The 20,227-nt window shown below is 55.2% G+C and carries 13 protein-coding genes; 8 read left to right on the top strand and 5 right to left on the bottom strand.

The features are described 5' to 3' along the window. Window positions 1-124 precede the first annotated feature (124 nt). Window positions 125-745, bottom strand: a complete 621-nt coding sequence (locus HP556_RS10425; protein WP_175366940.1) for a GntR family transcriptional regulator — start codon at window positions 743-745, stop codon at window positions 125-127. A gap of 1,968 nt (window positions 746-2,713) precedes the next feature. Here HP556_RS10425 and rfbF point away from each other — a divergent pair. The 3 genes from rfbF (at window position 2,714) to HP556_RS30475 (ending at window position 5,657) form a co-directional block, all read left to right on the top strand. Then, window positions 2,714-3,562 (top strand): glucose-1-phosphate cytidylyltransferase, encoded by an 849-nt coding sequence (gene rfbF, locus HP556_RS10420; protein WP_175366939.1) that lies wholly within the window; start codon window positions 2,714-2,716, stop codon window positions 3,560-3,562. A 10-nt stretch (window positions 3,563-3,572) separates the two neighbouring features. After that, window positions 3,573-4,631 (top strand): NAD-dependent epimerase/dehydratase family protein, encoded by a 1,059-nt coding sequence (locus tag HP556_RS10415; RefSeq protein ID WP_175366938.1) that lies wholly within the window; start codon window positions 3,573-3,575, stop codon window positions 4,629-4,631. A gap of 303 nt (window positions 4,632-4,934) precedes the next feature. After that, on the top strand, window positions 4,935-5,657 hold the full coding sequence (locus HP556_RS30475; RefSeq protein WP_175366937.1) for a LuxR C-terminal-related transcriptional regulator: 723 nt from the start codon (window positions 4,935-4,937) through the stop codon (window positions 5,655-5,657). 33 nt (window positions 5,658-5,690) lie between these two features. Here the strand turns inward: HP556_RS30475 and HP556_RS10405 are convergent, their stop codons facing one another. After that, on the bottom strand, window positions 5,691-6,956 hold the full coding sequence (locus HP556_RS10405) for a lipopolysaccharide biosynthesis protein (protein WP_175366936.1): 1,266 nt from the start codon (window positions 6,954-6,956) through the stop codon (window positions 5,691-5,693). A 514-nt stretch (window positions 6,957-7,470) separates the two neighbouring features. On the opposite strand from HP556_RS10405, the gene HP556_RS10400 reads away from it, so the two are divergent. Both HP556_RS10400 and HP556_RS10395 read left to right on the top strand, forming a co-directional pair. Next, a complete protein-coding gene (locus HP556_RS10400; protein WP_158596788.1) occupies window positions 7,471-8,067 on the top strand; it encodes a Crp/Fnr family transcriptional regulator in 597 nt (198 codons plus the stop codon). Window positions 8,068-8,112: 45 nt separating this feature from the next. Continuing rightward, window positions 8,113-9,579, top strand: a complete 1,467-nt coding sequence (locus tag HP556_RS10395; protein ID WP_175366935.1) for an undecaprenyl-phosphate glucose phosphotransferase — start codon at window positions 8,113-8,115, stop codon at window positions 9,577-9,579. Window positions 9,580-10,296: 717 nt separating this feature from the next. Here HP556_RS10395 and HP556_RS10390 read toward each other — a convergent pair. After that, on the bottom strand, window positions 10,297-11,781 hold the full coding sequence (locus tag HP556_RS10390) for a glutamate-1-semialdehyde 2,1-aminomutase (RefSeq protein ID WP_175366998.1): 1,485 nt from the start codon (window positions 11,779-11,781) through the stop codon (window positions 10,297-10,299). Window positions 11,782-12,395: 614 nt separating this feature from the next. Between HP556_RS10390 and HP556_RS10385 the strand changes: the two genes are divergently transcribed. The 3 genes from HP556_RS10385 to HP556_RS10375 all read left to right on the top strand — a co-directional run bounded on the left by HP556_RS10385 (window position 12,396) and on the right by HP556_RS10375 (window position 15,835). Further along, complete coding sequence (locus tag HP556_RS10385) at window positions 12,396-13,001, top strand: dTDP-4-dehydrorhamnose 3,5-epimerase family protein (protein ID WP_175366934.1); 606 nt, start codon at window positions 12,396-12,398, stop codon at window positions 12,999-13,001. A 156-nt stretch (window positions 13,002-13,157) separates the two neighbouring features. Continuing rightward, on the top strand, window positions 13,158-14,456 hold the full coding sequence (locus HP556_RS10380) for a class I SAM-dependent methyltransferase (RefSeq protein WP_175366933.1): 1,299 nt from the start codon (window positions 13,158-13,160) through the stop codon (window positions 14,454-14,456). Between the two features lie 41 nt (window positions 14,457-14,497). Then, window positions 14,498-15,835 (top strand): DUF4910 domain-containing protein, encoded by a 1,338-nt coding sequence (locus HP556_RS10375; RefSeq protein ID WP_210269146.1) that lies wholly within the window; start codon window positions 14,498-14,500, stop codon window positions 15,833-15,835. A 94-nt stretch (window positions 15,836-15,929) separates the two neighbouring features. Here the strand turns inward: HP556_RS10375 and HP556_RS10370 are convergent, their stop codons facing one another. Both HP556_RS10370 and HP556_RS10365 read right to left on the bottom strand, forming a co-directional pair. Continuing rightward, on the bottom strand, window positions 15,930-17,909 hold the full coding sequence (locus HP556_RS10370; RefSeq protein ID WP_175366932.1) for an HlyD family type I secretion periplasmic adaptor subunit: 1,980 nt from the start codon (window positions 17,907-17,909) through the stop codon (window positions 15,930-15,932). A gap of 72 nt (window positions 17,910-17,981) precedes the next feature. Next, on the bottom strand, window positions 17,982-20,126 hold the full coding sequence (locus HP556_RS10365) for a type I secretion system permease/ATPase (protein WP_175366996.1): 2,145 nt from the start codon (window positions 20,124-20,126) through the stop codon (window positions 17,982-17,984). Between the last annotated feature and the right edge of the window lie 101 nt (window positions 20,127-20,227).

Raw genomic sequence — 20,227 nt, 5'->3', positions numbered from 1 at the left:
TGCTGATTTCAGTCAAGCTGCGAAGTTCGGGAAGCTGCGTTAAATTTGGACGGAGTCCGACAAAATTGCGGGCAGCTGCAGAATTTTCGGACATGCAACCTGCAGGGATTTGCCTAATCGTGGCCTAGCCGTGAGGCTCGGGCAGGAAGATCCCGAACCGTTCGAGCAATCCTTGCCGCACATTAGTGAGATGCAGGATCATCGCCTGACGGGCTGCGGCGGCATCACGATCGATGATGGCATCGATAATCGCAAGATGCTCGCGGGTGGCGGGCAGCAGCCGGCCAGGGTTGCGCTCCACATTGCACATCCGGATCTTCTGCCGGATTTCTCCAATCAGTTTCTCAAGCGAGCGATTGCCGCAATGCCGCGCGATCTGATCATGAATTTCATCGTCGAGAGTCCAGTGAGCTGTCCCGGACACCGTCGACGCAGCAATGATCTTCTCCAGCGCAGCCCTGATCGGTGCAAGGATATCCAGCGCGATGCGGGTCGCCGCAATGAACGTCGCTTCGCTCTCCAGCACCATGCGGAGATGGACCAATTCGAGCAATTCCGCCATCTCGATTGTGCGAACCACCACAGTGCCGTTGGACAATTGCTCGAGCCGGCCTTCGCCCAGCAACCGGCTGATGCCTGCCCGCAGCGGTGTCCGCGAGACTTTCAGCCGCAGTGCAAGGCGGCGCTCTTCGATCACCTCGCCGGGCTGCAGCTGTCGCGACTCGATCAGGTTGTGCAGCTTCAAATAGGTTGCGTCTGTTATGCTGCCATTGGTCCGTGACGGGCGTTTGCTGGTTGATTTCTTTGCTTTGTTGACAGAGGGCACGGACGTTGCTTTCGACGATTGGATAGAAATGCCGCCATATCGGTAGACGTACGGTACGTTCTCGCCGCTGGCCGAGCCGAAGCTCTGGATGAGCCATCCATTCTCAATTGGTGTCACCTTTTATGCAAGACTTCGCGAAATTCCGCTGTCTTTGGATCTCCACATGACCGCTTCTGGCGCAAAGCCGCACTCTCCACGACATGGTCGACCATCCATTTTTATTCCGGAACCAGCTCTCAGTTTCTTGCGGGTTTGCCGCCGCCACTTGCGGATATATCACCTCCGATGGAGTTGACGTTGCTCCCGCGCCGCGACAAGACCTCATCCCTGTGTCCATCGACGACATAAGGTCGTTTATTGAATGCATCCCCACGAGCTGAACCAGAGAGTATCGCTCGATACAATTCATGTGGCACCCCTACGCTACAGTATCCCGCGAAACAGGTGCGCCGTAAGATAATTTGGATCCCTCCGGCATAGACAATTGCGATCCCGCTGTGCCTTGGTGTGAGAATTGTGTCGATTAGGCCGATATGATTTGCACAAGAGTAAACGCTGCATTCTGCCATCAATCACAGGCGCAATCATCGACGGTCGCTTATGAATCCGGGACGCCGGTGGTTTAAATAATTTTACAGACCCAGCCCGAATCTTCCTGCGCACGTCAACCTATCGACAATTTATCGATATGAAATGCCTGCATCGGACGACGCGTGGCTACGTAACGCGTTGCGCAGGGGCGAGGCAGATTATGGGTGGCGAGACAATACCGCGAGGCTTGTTGTTCGAGCCAGAATACGATTATCGCAGAAATTGCATCAGTTTTGAGTTCTGGAATTGTGGGAAGAGGCAGTCGGCTATCGTAAAGGTCGAGTCGCAGCTACCTCCAGATATTGCTGTGAGGTTATTCAAGATCGCTTGGCCAAAGCTCTGGCTCAGTGCTGCTTGCACGAAACCGATCGATGGCGTCGTAGAGCTGGATTTCAAGCTGTAACGAAGCCTCTCGGCAGATGCGCTTGAGGCGGTGAGCGTATCGTCAGACCTAAGATCAGCGGACCGGACTCGTCCCATCGCTATCAAATGCAATTGCGTTATCGCGTGCCTGGCGACCGGCGGATGTCGCGGTCCATAAATGGTCGAGTACGAGTGAGCCCGCGTCCTCATCAAATTCCTGTTCATGTGGCGGTGGCAAGGGAGTCGCCTGCAACAGAGCGCGGGCGAACAGATCGGAAGCTTCCTCCCCGCCGACGAAAATGCCGCCGCCTACGGGAATTTCGATCTTCGCATTCCAGCCTGGAGCCGGGCCGACTACTTCCGTCGCCAGGAGCTGAAGTTGACCTGGTGTCAGAAAGTGCGAGCTGCTCAAAGTTCCAATCCCGACGCTAAGTTCAACGCAGTCTCAACTGAAGAAATCTGCTGTATCTGGTGTCACATGAGGCGGGTGATGAATCGTGGCGACATGGGGAGTATCCAGGTGAAGGTGAAGTGAAGCGGCCGGACAATACATCTTCACATCTTCGTCACCGCAATAGGCTGTCAGCACCATCAGACATAGTGCGGTAAAGGCCATGAGAAGAAGTAGAAACTCCGGACTCATCGTTTCTGACTCATCAGTGCGTATTTGGCCAATCGACGCTCGCAGAGATCTCAATGTAATCGCAATGGTCGCGCATGGGCGACCATATCGGTGGCCCTCAATCAAAATCTCGCAGGCAATTTATAAGTAGAACGTTGGCGAAAAAGTTATTGCTCAACAAAAATTCAGATTTGACGGCTGTCAACTCGCAACGGGTGATGTTGCCTATCCTGCCAATAAGGTCATCTGCACACCGGACGGTATCCGATGTGTGAAACCAGACGATATCGACCAAAGGACAGGAGAGAATAATGAAGGTGGTGATCCTTGCAGGCGGTTATGGCACGCGCCTCAGCGAGCATACGTCGGTCGTTCCCAAGCCTTTGGTCGAAATCGGCGGACGTCCAATACTCTGGCACATCATGAAGCTCTACTCGCATCATGGTCTGAACGAATTTGTGATCTGCTGCGGCTACAAAGGCTCGGTGATCAAGGACTACTTTCTGAACTATCTGCCGCACCAGGGTGATCTCACCGTCGACCTGCAGCGTAACGACGTCGAGATCCATCGCAATGCAAGCGAGCCATGGAAGGTCACTCTCGTCGATACCGGCGAGAAGACCATGACAGGCGGGCGATTGAAGCGCGTGAAGGATTATATCGGAAACTCGACCTTCTGTCTCACCTACGGCGATGGCGTGAGCGACGTGAATGTGCAGGAGCTTGTCAAGTTCCACCACGAGCAAGGAGCGCTCGCGACGGTAACAGCCGTTCAGCAGCCCGGTCGCTTCGGTGCGATTAATTTGTCGTCAGAGCGTCCGCGTGCGGCCCGCTTCCGGGAAAAGGATGCGCGAGACGGGCAGGTGATCAACGGAGGTTTTTTTGTCGTCGAGCCTGAAGCACTCGACGTGATCGAGGGCGACAGCACGAGCTGGGAGAACGAGCCGTTGGCTCAGCTCATCGATCGAGATCAGCTCGCGGTCTATCGGCATCACGGCTACTGGCAAAATATGGACACTCTGCGCGACAAGGCCGTCCTGCAGGAGTTGTGGGATACAGGAAACCCACCGTGGTGTGTCTGGGATCAGAAGTCCACGGGTCCGAGGTCCAATATTTCGCGTATGTCTGATCCGGCATTTGCCGGTCAGACTGTTAAGTGAGGGCGAAATTATGCGTGTGTTATATACAGGAGCTGATGGCTATATTGGCGCAGTACTTGGGCCAAAGCTTCTCAGCAGCGGTCATGACGCAGTTGGCATCGACACAGGCCTTTACCGCCGGGGCTGGTTGTTTGATGATGGCTGCACACGGCCAATGGTCATTTCGAAGGACACGCGCCAACTAACGACGACTGATCTTACCGGAATTGATGCGGTCGTGCACCTTGCCGAGCTGTCGAACGATCCTCTCGGCGAGAATGACCCTGGCATGACCATGGAGATCAATCACGAAGGCTCGGTCGCCTTCGCAAAGAAATGTAAGGATGCCGGCGTTCAACGATTTGTCTACGCGTCGTCATGCAGCATCTATGGCGCCTCCGGCGATGAGCTGAAGACCGAGACGTCATTGGTCGATCCGCGCACTGCTTATGCCAAATGCAAAGTTCTGGTTGAGCGCGACGTAAGGGCAATGGCCGACTCGCGCTTCACGCCGGTGTTTCTTCGCAACGCCACGGCATTCGGCGCTTCGCCGCGGCAACGTTTTGACCTGGTCTTGAACAACTTGTCCGGCTTCGCGTACACCTCTGGAACAGTGCGTGTGATGAGTGATGGGTCGCCTTTACGACCGTTGGTGCATATCGATGATATTTGCCAAGCGATTGTGTGCGCATTGGAAGCGCCCCGCGAAGCGGTGTGGGGCGAGGCCTTCAATGTCGGCGACGAGACGCAGAACTATGCGGTCCGCGACATTGCGAATATCGTCAATGAGACATTCGCCGGCTCCGTATTGACCTTTGGGCCTGCTGGAGCAGACGATCGTAGTTATCGCGTTTCATTCGCAAAGATAAAAGAGCATCTGCCAAGCTTTTGTTGCAAATGGGATGCGCGATTGGGAGCGCTGCAGCTAAAGAGCGTCTTTGAGCGCATTCAGCTTGACGAGAAAGTTTTCAATGCGGCGCCCTTTACGCGATTGGCTGAACTCCGGCATCTGCGGGATACAGAGCAATTGGATCCGCGGCTTCGTTGGACGCCAATGAAGGACATGTTCCCTGCAGTCGCGGCGGAATGACTGCCAACTAACCGCGACGTTTCCGCGCAGTCTGCATATGTGCACCCTCGTGCCGAGTAGAATAAAGGTATTGCAATCCAGCCGAGTGCGCGATTGTCGATATTGCGAGCGCATAATTTATGCGCGTGTACCCAGATTTATACGGGTCATCGAAAAGTTCCATTTAATTCAATGAGTTGACAAGGGGGCGTTCGTAGGTATTCTTGTTGCATTGCAGAATATTAAAGTGAGCGGCGGTAGAGGGCGCCCGAAGCAGAATTATCACCGCATAAATTTGGATTACGCATACCAGGGGTTGGTGTCGTGTCAGTAATCTTAGTGGTCGACCAGCACAGCGTCTATCGAGCCGGCCTCAAGGACGTTGTTGAGGCAAGACTTCCACACTCCAGAGTAATCGAGGCGTCTCGCCTCGAGGTTTTCGAAACGGATGATTGTTTCGACTTGATCCTGATGGATCGAGCAAGTCTCAACGACCTTTCGCTTGAGGTGCTCGCGCAGGTTTATGAGCGGCGCCCGGCGACGCGCGTTGCTATCATGTCGACGTCAAATACCCGTGCTGACGTATTTGGTTGCCTCTCAGCTGGGTTTCACGGATTTGTTTACAAGCTACAATCCGACGAAGAGTTGCTGACGGCTATCAGCGATCTGCTCACTGGACGTATCTATGTTCCACGATGGCTCGCAGATGGCGATCATGGCAGCGTTGGCAGTCAGCGTACGATGACGGTCGATGTCGACAAACTTCGTTTGACGCGTCGCCAGCATGACGTGCTGCCGTTGCTGGCGCAGGGAATGTCGAACAAAGAGATCGCACGTGAGCTGAGCATCGCCGAGGGCACGAGCAAAATTCATACAGCTGCACTTCTTCGGGCGCTTGGCGCTCGCAATAGAACCGAGGCGGCGTTCATGGCCGCAAGGATTGTTGGACCGAAAGAACGTACTGCTAGCCGCGCTTCCAGCACCCGTTTCATGATCGAGGGGATGGGTATGAATGGCGGCCGATCACGCATGAGATTTCCGGCATAGAGCTAGCTGTCGTTGATCCTGGGTAACCTGGAGCTATCCCAGCGCTGGCGACTTGCTCGGCGTAGGGTCATACAGCAACGCGCCGCGCCAGATTGTGATCGCCCCGAACGTGATGATCATAGCGATCCCTGCGCCATAAAGCCCCATGAGCGGAAGACAGAGTGACTGGGCGACGATCAGCCCAGTAACCGATGCGAGATTGGTGAGCGTCATAACGCCATCTCGGCGAGCCGTAAACAACGCCATGGCTCCAAAATCCGCGACGTTGCGCACCGCCATTCCCGCCATGATAAGCCAGAATGCCAACAGGAAGTTTCCGATGGCTGGTTGCTTCAAGTACGGCAAGACGAGATAGAACGCCAATCCGGTCGCTGCACCCAATGCGATTGTCGAGAGCAATGTCGTGCCTAGAAACGGCATCAGCAGCTTCTGGTGTTCTGAATCGCCGCCATGATGGTGTGCCTTGATCAGTATGGGACGCTGTACCTGCAGGACGGCAATGCTCACGAAGGTGCTCACGGCGTTTGCGGCCGACCAATAGAGAAAGTAAATGCCGGTTAGCTCCAGCCCGAGGAAAAACGAAACCAGGTAGCGATCGATATATTGGCTTGCAACAAAACCGAGATCGCTCAGGTAAATGACGAAACCTTTCCTGATCGTGGAGAAAATTCGTTGTGGGTCGATCGCCGCCAGCGAGGTTGCTGTCCACGGCCACAGTCTGGTTGTCCAAAGGAACAGAGCCAAGGCCACGATACTGCCGGCGAGCCAGAAGCACAGCAACGCGGTCATGGATCTGAGTTCCGGATACCAGATGGCCAGTGGGGTATAGACCAAGACCCAGAGGGCCCCGCGAATGAAGGCGCTCATGTTGGCCAGAAGGGGCCTTTGCAAATTTGATAGTAACTGGAAAACGTCGTTGCCGAAGTGCTCTAGCAGCGTAATCGCGATGACCAGCGACCATATGCTTGATCCGTTCAGAAAGTGCGTGACCGGAAAGGAAACCGCCAGCGCCAGGGCGTAAACGATGGTGACAAAGGACCAGTAGTGCCGCAGCAGGTCGATCAATTCAGCGAGCGGCAGCGCAACTGCATCCCGCACGATGAGATGGACCATGCCCATCCCGACCAGGCTCGGTCCCACGGCGACAACGCCGGCGCAGAGTCCAAAGACCCCTAGCGATGAAAGATCGAGATAGCGGCCAACAAAGATGGCGAGCCCGAACTTGCATGCCAAGATGGTTACCCGCATCCCGAGGATAGCGACTGAGGTGGCAAGAAGCCCCGTTCTGACCAATGGCATGCGCTCTTTCGATTGGTGAAAGGGCTTCACTCTCAAGCGATATGTCGCTTCACCCGATCACGTCTCTGGATGACCATGAAGCAGCGTGAGCCACTCGATGGGGCCATCTGTGAAGTCCGCATTCAATCAAAAAAGGTCAGTGCATAATTGACGGTCGTCACAGAATTCGAAGATGACATCGATACGTGAATCGCGCATATTCCGTGCGTGATAGTAAATACGTAGAATGCTGCGCTCGGCGGCAATACGCCAATATTATAGGCGCTATCATAACCAAAAATGTGCGCCAGCTAAGCGCAGAATAGTTTTCCTGACATTCGGTCTAGACCATCAGGCCGAGTTGGAACCATAGAAAACTTAGCGCACGAGCCTGAATTTTCTTAAAGTTGTCTGCATGCCACCTTCAACGCACGCTTTAACGTTGAGGGTTGGACCAATGCCGCTAGACATGGTTTCCCTAAAGCCGTCCTGCAGACGCGCGCCGATTGGCCTTACTGTGCTGCCCAGCAAGATAATGCTGGATCGTACTCCCACTCCGACGATTGTTCCGCGGGGCAGAGCCCTGTTCTGGGAGGGAGAGCAACAAAACCAGAAGATCGAAATCATCGAAGGCGTCGTGCGGGCAGTGCGTCTGCTCCCCGACGGCAACCGGCAAATCCTTGCCTTTTATTGGCCAGGCGATGTTGTCATGCCCACCCAGCAGGCGTGCCAAGAATTCACAGCTGAAGCAGTTACGGACTGCCGAGTCATTCGCACCACCGTTGCTCGCGTTTGTCATCAGGGCGAGCCATGCGGGACTCATCAAGTTCTGTCGGAAACACTCTCTCTTGTACTGACGATGAGCCAGCGAACCTGCGTTGCCCGGATTGCGTGGCTTCTGCTTCGCATTCAACCTCATTTGCGCGAGGACCCGAAGCGTCCCAAAGCGCTTCGGCTGCAACTATCTCGGGCCGATATCGCCGATCATGTCGGAACATCAATTGAGACTGTCTGTCGGGCACTCGCTGATTTCAAAGCGAAAGAGCTAATTGATCTGCCAAGCCGGAAGACCATTCGCTTCATCAATCAAAATGGGTTGATGAAGGTCGCAAGCGCAAGGGCGCAGAGATAACGGATAGCGTGGTGAAGCTCTCAATATTTGGTAGGAGCAGATTCAATGGATCCGGTGGGCGATCGAAAGGCGGCGGCGAGACTGGAGCGACCGCACGGTCAGCACGAGCTCGGCGTACCGTCCTCCTTGTCAGTGATTTCCCCGCTCGTAGCGGCGCTTGACCTAGTATGGATTGTAATTCTGTCGGTCGCAACGGGCATCATTTATGATGCTACCGCTGTCGCTGGCTATAGCAGCGCGGAAAACAACCTGGGCTCGGGAATGGCTGTCGGCATTCTGTATTCCGCTATTGCTCATGTTTCGAAGCTGTATCAACCGTCCAATCTGCTGCGAGGCCGGTGGCAGGTTGGCAGATCCGCACTGACATGGTTGGCCGTATTTGCGTCTCTCGCGGCTCTCGTTTTCTTGCTCAAGAGCGGATCGACCTTCTCTCGTGGCTGGGTTTTGCTTTTCTTTGTAAGCGGCCTCGTTGCTTCTTCCGTGTTGAGAGTCATCGTCGCGGAACTCTGTTCCTATGTCATCCGCTCGAAGCTTATTCGGCCGAACCGGATCGTTTTGGTCGGTCTGGAGGAAGAGCTCATCGGTAACGCAACGCTGAGTAAGCTTGAGTTATATGGCTACTCTGTTTGCAAAATCGTATCGCTTCCAATGGGGCCCGGCCAATTGCTCGATCCCGCCATCCTCAAGGAACGCATGCGCGAGCTCGTTCGCTATGTCCGCCAAACCGGGGTGGACGAGGTCGTGATCGCAATGCCTTGGGCATTTCTCGATGCGGTCGGGCAAGTCGAAAGCGAGCTGCGTGTTCTCCCGATTCCAATCAAACTCGTTTCTGATCAAAGGACAGCTCGCCTGCTGGATCGACCGCTATTCGATTTTGGCCCGACAAAGGCCCTGCAGCTGCAGCGTGCGCCCCTGAGTGCCATGCAGCGGACAATGAAACGATCCATGGACCAGCTGTTGGCCGCATCGGGACTCATTGTCCTACTGCCAATGTTTGCGATTATCAGCATCGCAATACGCCTGGAGTCGCCGGGCCGGTCGTTATTTCTCCAGCAGCGGGCAGGCTTCAACGGAAAGCCGTTCAAGATCTATAAGTTCAGGACGATGAACACGCGAGACGACGGACCGGTCATTGTTCAGGCCAAGAGGAATGATCATCGTATTACGCGGCTGGGAGCGCTGTTGCGAAAGCTCAGCATTGATGAGATACCGCAGCTAATCAACGTACTTCGCGGGGAAATGTCGCTCGTGGGGCCTCGGCCGCATGCATTGGCACACGATTCTGAATACGATCAGCTCATTGCAACCTATGCCATGCGGCACAAGATCAAGCCAGGAATTACAGGCTGGGCTCAGGTCAATGGATTCCGAGGCGAAACCCCAGAGATCGGCATGATGAAGAAGAGGGTCGAAAGCGACCTGTGGTATATCGAATCGTGGTCGATCTGGCTGGATCTTCGCATCCTGGTTTTGACGGTCTTTCGGGTGTTGAAGACTGACAACGTTTATTGATGTGTTGTTGAAGCTTGTTGCACGGGCGGCAGTGAAACCTCAGAACACCACGCCTAGTGACGGCCAGTTCGGAGAAGCCGTAAGTTTACTTCCCCACCGCGTCGCTGGGATGTCGGGCGCCTTAGCACTGAAGCGAGATTGCGGGCACACCCGTCATTTGATGAGCGCTGCTGTGCGAGCCGCATTGAGCGTAAGCGCGATTGTCATTGCGCTATCAGGGCAAAGTCTCGTTCAGCTATAGGGCGTCAATGCGCTTCTGTGCACAAGGTCATCGAAGGCACCTGTATCGGCATGGCCTCCGAACAACCGTGGCTAGGATGATCCAAATCGAGACGTCGCGCTGCTGAAGGGCCGCGATGAAGGAGAGAGTCTCGATCTCCTACCACCAATTACCATCTAAATCTGTCGAATCACGCAGAAATCTGCCATTTTCATGTTTTAAGGTATCTACGTGATGTGGACTGTCGATGTATGTGATACGCCGCCAGCGCGGCCGTGGTTGTCCATCCACGATGTCTTTGCTCCCCTTAAGCGGATCTGCAAAATATGTCTTTGATACAGCACATCTTCGCACTTTGGCTTATCGCGCATTTGGCGTGGGCGGCACTTGTGTTGCAAAGGGAGTTGCAGAGGTCGCGGACGACCTTCTGTGGGATCGGTAGTCGGCCGGGCGACAATGTCTCGAACGCCTCACGGGGCAATCTGTAAGCTTCGATTTTATCCTATCGTGGATTCAGCATAACGCGAGTTGCGCCGATTTCCGGCTGCAGTATTGGAGGCTCGTGGTTTGCGTCGGGGTCTAAGCAGCGTCTTCGTGATCTGAGCGCTGGCTGGCGCGGTTGTCCCGCTGCTTGTTCTATCGCCATATCGATTGAAAACGGGGCGGACGGGGCGACCGATCAGATATGTGTCAATTCCGTCTTCTAGTGCTTTGCGATACACGTGGAGCGCTTGATCAACCGCATCGATCGTTTGATCGATATCGTCGTCGGAATGGGAATAGCTCGTCACCAGCGAAGGCGCGATAATTCCGTGACGGCAAAGTTCTTGCAAGAACAAGGTGCGGTATGGCTGCGACGGTATCCCGTCTCCATCGCAGCAACTGTATACGAGATTGGACGGTCGCCCGGCCAGCTTGAATAGCTGGCTCAAGCCATGGCGTGCCGCTGCGGCATCTACGCCGGCTTTCAATCGATCGCCTTGACGTTCCAATGTCTCAATCACGGCTTCTTCACGATAGACTTTCATCACCGCCAGCGCGGCAGCAAGTGCATGCGTTTCAGCGCCATGTGTCGTAGACAGCAAAAAGACGCGTTCTTTGTCGTGATCGCGGCCACCCTGCATCATAATCTCGCGCTTGCCCGCCAGCGCCGAAATGGCAAAGCCATTTCCAAGGGCCTTGCCGAAAGTGCTCAAATCCGGCGTTACCTTGTAGAAGTTCTGCGCCGTACGCGTCGGCCATCGAAATCCCGTGATCATCTCATCGAGGATCAGAAGCGTTCCGTTGCTCGTGCAGAGCTGGCGAATTCCCTCCAAGAAGCCTTCGGTTGGCGCAACATCCTTTTCGGCCTCTAGAATGATGGCGGCAATCCTGCCCGGATAGAGCGCAAACAGCACTGCCACCGATGTCAGATCATTGTAGCGGAACGTCAATGTGAGGTCTTTTGTCTCTTCAGGAATGCCGGCGGGCATCTGCGACGTGCCGATCGCCCAGTCATCATAGGAGTAGAACGGATGGTCGGAGCAGAGCGCAACAATGTCCCGTCCTGTGTAAGCTCGCGCGAGGCGGATTGCAGCCGTGGTCGCCGTAGATCCGTCCTTGGTGAATTTTACCATCTCGGCGCCTGGAATGACCTCCAGCAGGCTTTCCGCGCATTCGACTTCGAGTGGCGACGGTCGGGTAAAATTCGACCCATGTTGTAACTCAGCCGCCGCAGCTTCAATAACGGGGGGGAAGGCATGCCCCAACCCGACGGAGCGAAGCCCCATGCCATATTCGATGAATTCCGTCCCCTCGGTGTCCCACACGTGGCAGCCTAGTCCTTTGGCAATGAAGGCTGGCGCGGAAACTGGGAACTGGTCGTCGCCCTTCGCATAAGTGTGGGCTCCGCCGGGGATTGCTGCGTGTGCTCGGATCCGCAATTGCTCGCGAACGGACGCGTCAGTGGATGAAACTCCATTCTCAAAAATGCTGTCGGGCATGACGGTAACCTCTATCGACGCGACAATACAAAAGTATCCAATGATAATTTGTCGCAGCCAGATCGAGGAGGAAACTTGCGCGTCGTCAAGTCCGAACACGTTTTCGACGAAATTAACGAGCGATCGCTGATGGGTCATAGCGAGCACGACGCTGTATAAGACCCGCTTAAGCTGGTCTGGAAGGGGGGCCGCTGCGGAGACCGGCCGATGTTCACGTTGCGGCGTTGGGCGCGCGACCATGATGGTCTTCGACTATTGAGCATTGTCATGTTCAGGCGAGTTGAGAGAGTTAGCATCTATACTGCTCACGACGATCAGATGTGGATGACGCATATGGATAAGCTGAACTCACAAAATATCTTGGCTGACACCGTGATCTCGAAGGGCGAGCGCCGGAGGCTCGATTGGCCAACGGCCGTTGTCTTGCTGGCAACCGGGGCAACCATCGCCTGGATCTATGTGCTGGGCAGGGCATGCGTTACGGCTATCCAATTTGCTATCTTATAGGACGGTTAGTCATCCGCGTGTTTGCACCACCAAGCGGAGCTCTCGACGCGCATAGCTGTCGTGTGCCGTTCCAAGTGGGTATGAAACTATCTTATTCGCAGGCCTAAATGATCCTTACTGAGACAGATCTGGCAGGCGCTTTCGTCATTGACGTCGAGCGACACGAGGATAGACGTGGATACTTCTCGCGTGTGTTCTGTGTTGAAGAGCTCTCCGCTCCCGGGCTGGAAACCTCAATCCGGCAAGCGAACCTGAGTTATAACTGCAAGGCAGGAACGCTAAGAGGACTGCATTTCCAATATCCGCCGTACGCAGAAGAGAAATATGTTCGCTGTGTCAGGGGCGCCGTTTTGGATGTCATCGTGGATCTTCGTCCTGAATCCAATACCTACTTGAGGCATGTTTGCGTCGAACTTTCCGCCGAAAACGGTAGCGGGCTTTATATTCCGAAGCGGTTCGCGCACGGTTTCATCACCCTGGCTGATGATACCGAACTTCTTTACTTCATGAGCACGTCTCACATGGCCGGCGGCGAGGGAGGCATCGGATATCAGGATCCGGTCCTCGGCATCAGCTGGCCGGCTGTTTCGGTAATCTCCGAGCGGGATGAGGCCTGGGCGCCTCTCAAAGGCCGCGAAGCGGAAATGCGGGCGCGTATGTCTACGCCTGCGAGCAGCGAATTGGCGTACAGTCTCATTCCGATGGCGGACTAACATCGAGAAAACGATTGCCGCAACGCGCGCGCCAATCCGCAATCCCATCCGTCAAATAAAGTAGTTGTGATAACTTGACAGAGGTCAAGTGAACGGGTGCGCAGACAAATACGGTTCCGGTGCGAGATAACGCGAACGCGCATCAGGAGCGTACCCATGTTGAATCAAGAAGTCGCTGTGCAGTCCTTCAATTCGGCGGCGACACCGTCGTCGCATTCGGATGAAACATGTAGCTGCAGATTCTGTAGCGCTCCTCTGGAGAACGTGTTTCTCGATCTTGGGATGTCTCCTCTCGCAAATTCCTATCTGAAGAAGGATGACAATGGAGAAAAGGAGAAATTCTTCCCGCTGAAGGCCTATGTATGCAGCGAGTGCTTTCTTGTTCAGCTGGAAGAGTGGGAAAGCCCGGAGAACATCTTCGGCGATTACGCGTATTTCTCGTCATACAGCGAATCATGGCTTCAGCATGCCAAGAAGTATGTCGACAACGTAATCACTCGCTTTGGCCTCGGTCCAGATACGAGCGTCGTCGAGATCGCAAGCAATGATGGATATCTCCTCCAGTACTTTGTCGAGCATGAGATCCCGGTCCTCGGAATCGAGCCGGCGCAGAATGTTGCCGCGGTCGCCAGAGCGCGCGGTATTCCCACGCGCGTCGATTTTTTCGGTGAGCGGTCAGCCAAGACGCTTCGCCGCGAAGGGTTGCGTGCCAATCTTCTGATTGGAAACAACGTGCTGGCGCATGTGCCAAACCTGAATGATTTTGTCGGCGGGATCAGCATTCTCCTCGATGATCGTGGCGTGGCAACAATGGAATTCCCGCACCTCATGCGGCTTTTTGACGAGTGCCAGATTGATACGATTTATCATGAGCACTTTTCCTACTTCTCGTTTCTGACCGTTGAGAAGATCTTCGCATCCCACAGTATGACGTTGTTCGATGTTGAAGAGCTGTCGACCCACGGCGGTTCGCTTCGGATCTATGCACAGCACACGGGTCGCGGACGTCACGCGGTGTCGAGCCGGGTGTCAGCGTTGCGAGAAAAAGAGATCGCAGCGGGGTTCGCCAATCTGGAGCATTATCAGGCCTTCGAGGAGCGCGCCCTGGAGACGAAGCGGAAGCTGATCGACTTTCTGGAAACAGTAAAACGTGAAGGTAAACGGGTCGTCGGATATGGAGCGCCGGCCAAGGGAAACACTCTGCTGAATTACTGCGGTGTCAGCCCCGACCTCATCGAGTACACGGTCGACAAGAACCCACATAAGCAGGGGCATTTATTGCCCGGAACGCACATCCCAATCTATGAGCCGGAAAGGATAGGGGTGACAAAGCCGGACTATATCCTGATCCTGCCGTGGAATCTGCAACAGGAAATCATCAGCCAGCTGTCATTTGCCCGCAGTTGGGGAGCAAAATTTATTGTTCCTATTCCGGAGCCCGTTGTCATCGCGTGACGATCAAAGCATCAGAATAGAGAGTGGAATGAGACCTGGCGATGCATGATATTGTTCGGAAGGTGGTGTCGGGTCGACTCGAGAGGGGCGCTGCGACGACGGAGTTGTCGGCCGATCGCAGTGGCCAGGCCATGCATGACTTCATTGCAGATCTCTATCCGATATGCAGGAGCATTACCGGCGAGGGAGTTCGCGAAACCCTTCGTCATATTCAGAAGTATGTTCCGCTTACCACTTGTGAGGTGCCGTCCGGTTTGAAAGTGTTCGACTGGACGGTGCCATCTGAGTGGAATATCCGCGATGCTTACATCAAGAACAGTGCTGGAGAGCGCATCGTAGATTTCCGAGCGTGCAATCTTCATGTGGTTAGTTACAGCGTGCCTGTTCATGTGCGCCTTAATCTCGAAGAACTGAAGAAGCACCTCTTTTCAGATCCAGACCATCCGGACGTCATTCCCTATCGCACGTCGTATTATCACGCCGCCTGGGGATTTTGCGTCACACATACGCAGTTGTTGGCACTCAAAGAAGACGAGTACGAGGTTTGCATCGACTCGATGCTTGAACGCGGGCATCTCACTTATGGCGACTTGCGGCTGCTGGGAAGTTCATCAGAAGAAGTCCTCATATCCTGCCACCTGTGTCATCCGTCTCTTTGTAATGACAATCTGTCCGGAGTTGCCGTGGCGACAGCACTCGCCCAGCATTTGCGCAACATGGATCTACGCTACTCTTATCGATTTGTGTTTATCCCCGGCACGATCGGATCAATCACCTGGTTGGCGTTGAATCAGGCGCATCTCAGCCGGATCAAGCATGGCTTCGTTTTGACGTGTGTGGGCGACGCTGGGAGCCCGACATACAAATTAAGCCGCCAAGGCAATGCCGAAATCGATCGTGCGTGGACCTATGTATTGAAGCAAGGTGGCGAGCCCCACACAATTCAGCCTTTCTCACCATTTGGCTATGACGAGCGACAATACTGCTCGCCTGGCATCAATCTCCCGGTCGGCTCGTTCATGAGGACGCCGCACGGGAAATTCCCTGAGTACCACACATCGGCCGACAATCTGTCATTCGTGAAACCAGCGGCTCTGCGCGATTCATTGGACAGGGCAATCGCGGCGATCGATGTGATTGAGAATAATCGAAAATATACCAATCAGAAGCCGATGTGTGAGCCGAAGCTCGGTGACTATGGTCTTTACAGCACCATTGGCGGGCGTTCTGCTGGTGAGTACCAGTTGGCGTTGCTATGGATTCTGAATATGTCGGACGGTGCAACCTCTCTGCTCGATATCGCCGAACGCTCAAGCCTGCCCTGGGGGACCCTCAAGGAGGCGGCTTCTGCATTGCAGTCCGCCGGCCTGGTGCGCTGAAGGGGGGCAGCGTCTGCCGCGCACAAGCGAGTTAGCGCTGCATATGCTGGTTCCGAGCGGTGGAGAGTACGGCGGTCGTAATTAAATCATCGTGCTACCGCTCGCGCAGACTTTCTTGTTTGTAGCGCAGCAGCGGGGACATGATGTAGCTGATAATCCGACGTGATCCGATGTTGATCTCAGCAGTGACAGCCATGCCGGCCGAAAGATCGACGGCTCTATTTTCTACATCCATCTGTTTGCGATCCACCGATATGCGTGCGGAATATACGAGTTCCTGACCGGCCGGTTCGCTGCTGGCAGTGTCTGTAGCAGGTGAAGAATCGACGCCTCGGGCAGGCGGCTTGTTGCGGGTGATGGCATCCTTCGAGATGCTCAGAATCTTGCCGCTCAGAAGGCCGTAGCGCGTGAAATTGAACGTATCGACCTTGATAGCCACGTCTTGGCCTGGTTCAACAAACCCGATGTCCCTGTTGGAAATATTGGCTTCGATTTCCAGGCGGCTGTCCTCCGGGACAATCAGCATGAGCGTTTGGGCAGGAGTGGCGACCCCGCCAACAGTGTGAACGGCCAGTTGCTGGACGGTACCGTCGATAGGAGCCGTCAAGGTCTGTAGCGCGGTGCGGCGCTCCGCCTTGATGACGTCCTGCGTGAGCCCCGCGACCTTCTGTTCCGCCTTGGCCAATTCCTCGAAGAGCGACCTTTCATATTCTGCGACGGCCTTTGTTCGCATTTCGACTAACACCGCAATTGCAGCCTCCGCTTCGCTATGGCGGCTGTCCTGTACGGTCAGCTCCTGGCGTTGGGTAACCAAGTCCTGCAATTCGGTGAGATAATTGATCTTCGAGCCCAGGCCCTTCTGAAACAGCTGCTCCCGGATTTCGACCCTTTGCTGCAAGGGATTCAAGACGGCGCGTAATTTCTCGCTCAATGCCTTGGAAGTTGCTCGTTCGGCCTCCTTTTGTGCAATCTGGCCATTGATAGTTGCGAGTTTGGCAGCTTGCTCGGCGGTCTGGCTGATAAGAAAGCGCCGGTGCATCTCAACGAGGGCCAAGGGCGCATGGTCCGGCGGGGCAAAGGCAGTCAGGGGATTCAGCGCTTTATTCAAAGCCGCCTTCAGCCGTGCCACGTCAAGCTCCGACCCAAGGAGGTCACTTTTGAGGTGGCCAAGTTCTGCGGTGCTCATCGTGGCATCGAACGCGATCAATGGATCGCCGCTCCGCACGGCCTGGCCGTCCGTGACGCTGATCGCTCGAATGACGCCGGCTTCGAGAGGCTGGATTGATTTCGTGCGCCCGCTCGGGACGAATTTTCCCGGTGCGGTGGCTACAATATCGACGGTGCCGAATGTTGCCCAGATGAGCGCAAATGTGAAGATGGAAGCAATAGTATACGCGACTGCGCGCCCGATTGGAGACGGAGGAGTTTCCACGATTTCGAGGGCAGCGGGCAAAAATGCCAGTTCATGAATTTGAGACGCCTGATCTCGTGGCTTCAGGCTGGCCACAGCGCTGCCGAATTTCCGAGCTTGACTGGACACTGCGGCGGCGCCCCGTCGTGCAGTGACCAGAACCGCGACCTGGCCCGGGGGGCTATGCGACGTGGCCTGGTCGAGCCGGCGTGGCTTCTGGAAGATTCGTGTCAGCAGCTTGCGAATCCTCAGGGTCGATGCTGATACTGGAGATAACCTTTGGATCAGAAGGAGGCGTCCGTCCCAGAGTGAGGTGAATTGCGCCTCACTCAAAACGTTTGGACGAGATGCACCAGCCTGAAGAACGATGACCTTCTCGCCGGCGACGCTGCCGACAATCGAGAAACTGCCATTGCGAAGAGGAATGATGCCCGGCAGTGCATATTTGGGAAGGTCAATCCACCTTGTCTCGATACATCGTGCGGACAGTTCGGCCTTCCGTGCGTAAGCTAGGATACTTGCAACATCGATGGGACCGTTGTTGCTGATGCTGCGCAGCAGGGCAACGTCGACCTCCAATCCGGCCAAGCGTAACAGTATCTCCAGGGCAAAGAAGCCAGGATCGTCGCCACTGTGCAGAGATGTGGTCTCAAGTACGGTCAAACTGCGTCTCTCGCTCTTGGGATAATTCGAATCCCGAATACAGAATAATCTGGCAATGCGTCGAGACAGGGATCAAGCCGGGTCATGAAACCCCGCCTGCAAACGATAAAGCTTGGCATAGCGCCCGCCGGCTTTTATGAGCTCCTGATGGGTGCCGTCCTCGACCAGCCGTCCATTCTCGATCGTAATGATGCGATCGGCCATGCGGAGGGCGGAAAGGCGATGAGCAATAATGAATACTGTACGCCCCTTGGCGATCTGCGCCATATTCTTTTGGACAATCCGTTCGCTTTCGTAGTCGAGCGCGCTTGTAGCCTCATCGAAGATTAGAATACGGGGATCAGTTATGAGCGCGCGCGCGATGGCGACGCGTTGGCGCTGGCCGCCCGACAATGTGTTGCCCCGCTCGCCGACGACAGTATCGTAGCCTTCCGGAAGCTCGATGATAAAGTCATGGGCGCCCGCGAGAGCGGCAGCTTCGACAACTTTTCCGGCAGGTGTCGCTGGATCAACCAAAGCGATGTTTTCGCGAATGGAAGCGTTAAGCAGAACGCTATCCTGCAGGACAACGCCAATCTGCCGACGAAGCCAACTTGGATCGACCTGTGCGATGTCGACGCCGTCGACCAGCACCCGGCCCGTTTCGGGGACATAGAGGCGCTGAACCAGTTTTGCGAGCGTGCTCTTGCCCGACCCGGATGGGCCAACCACTCCAATGACCTGTCCAGCAGGACAATAGATGTTGATGTTGTGGAGGATTTCCGGTCCATCGATGCGATAACGGAACGTTACATGTTCAAAGCGGACGTCCCCTCTGATGGCCGCAAGCGACATCCGACTGGGCATATAGGCTGGCTCCGGAGCGGTATTCAGGATGTCACCAAGCCGGGCAACCGAGAGGCGTGTTTGCTGAAAGTCCTGCCAGAGTTGGGCCAGTCTGAGAATTGGTGCGTTGACACGGCCCGCGAGTAGATTGAAGGCCACCAGTTCGCCAACGGTCAGGTCACCACTGATGACCAGTTTGGCGCCAAAGTATAGAATCAGCGCACTCACGATTTTGCTAATGAACTGAATGAACTGGCTGGTGAAATTGCCCAGACTGAGGACGCGAAAGCTGGCAGACACATAGGCTGCCAGCTGCTCCTCCCAGCGCCGCTGCATCTGGGGCTCGACCGCCATTGCTTTCAACGTTTCGATGGCAGTGACACTTTCGACCAGAAATGCCTGGTTCTCGGCACCGCGCCTGAATTTTTCATCGAGCCGGTACTGGAATAGCGGCGTCGCAACCGCAGAGATGACGACATAAATGGGAAACGCGGCGACGACGATCCAGGTGAGTAGGGGCGAATAGACAAACAGAACGCCAATGAAGATGATCGTGAAGAACAGGTCGATGGCAACGGTCAAAGACGAACTGGTGAGAAAATTCCGGATGTTCTCCAGCTCACGGACGCGCGCCACGGAGTCGCCGACGCGCCGGGTCTGGAAATAGCCGATCGGAAGCGCCAGTAGATGTCGGAACAACCGGGCGCCAAGCTCTACGTCGATGCGGTTGGTGGTGTGAGACAGGAGATAGGTCCGAAGAATCGAAAGGACGGTCTCGAACAAAGCGATGGCAATCAGGCCAATCGCGAGCACGTCGAGGGTGCTCATACTGCGATGAACAAGAACCTTATCGACCACAACCTGGAAAAAGAGCGGAGAGACCAGCGCAAATAGCTGGAGAAAGAACGAAGCAAGGAGAACTTCGCTCAACAGCCAGCGGTACTTGTAGATTGCCGCGATGAACCAGGTGAGGTCGAACCGCCGAGCCAGATCTGAAAGGGTTGCCCGTTTCGTCATCAAGAGAAGCGGGCCGTCCCATACGGTTGTCAGCTCGGATGGCGTCATCATTGTCGGCTGCGATCGACCCGGCTGCAGGACAATGACCCTCTCGGGCTCGACCTTGCCGAGCAGGAGGAACTGACCGTCCTTGAGAAGCGCCAGGGCCGGCATTGGCACCTTGGACAGCCGCACCCAACTGCTGCGCACAATGCGCGCCTTTAGGCCGAGATCCTTGGCGCAACGGAGCATCTCAGCCACGCCGATGAGCTTGTGACCGAACTGATGTCGAATGCGCTCCGGGTCAATGCTCAGCCCCTGAAATCTGAGCATCATGACGAGAGCTATAAGACCGCCGTCAGGCTTTGCTGCTGTTGGCTCGAGGTGCTCTTCCATTGGTCCCCTCGCGCCGCGCGGCACCTGTGCTGCTACCATGTCGCGCTCGAGCCGCAGTAATGATCCGATCCAATTCTGGCGCCGAAATAGAGGAGAAGTTC

The organism is Tardiphaga robiniae (genome assembly GCF_013359755.1).
Taxonomy (GTDB): Bacteria; Pseudomonadota; Alphaproteobacteria; order Rhizobiales; family Xanthobacteraceae; genus Tardiphaga; species Tardiphaga robiniae.
Note: the sequence above shows the minus strand (reverse complement) of the source record. Positions and strands in the feature narration are given on the sequence as shown.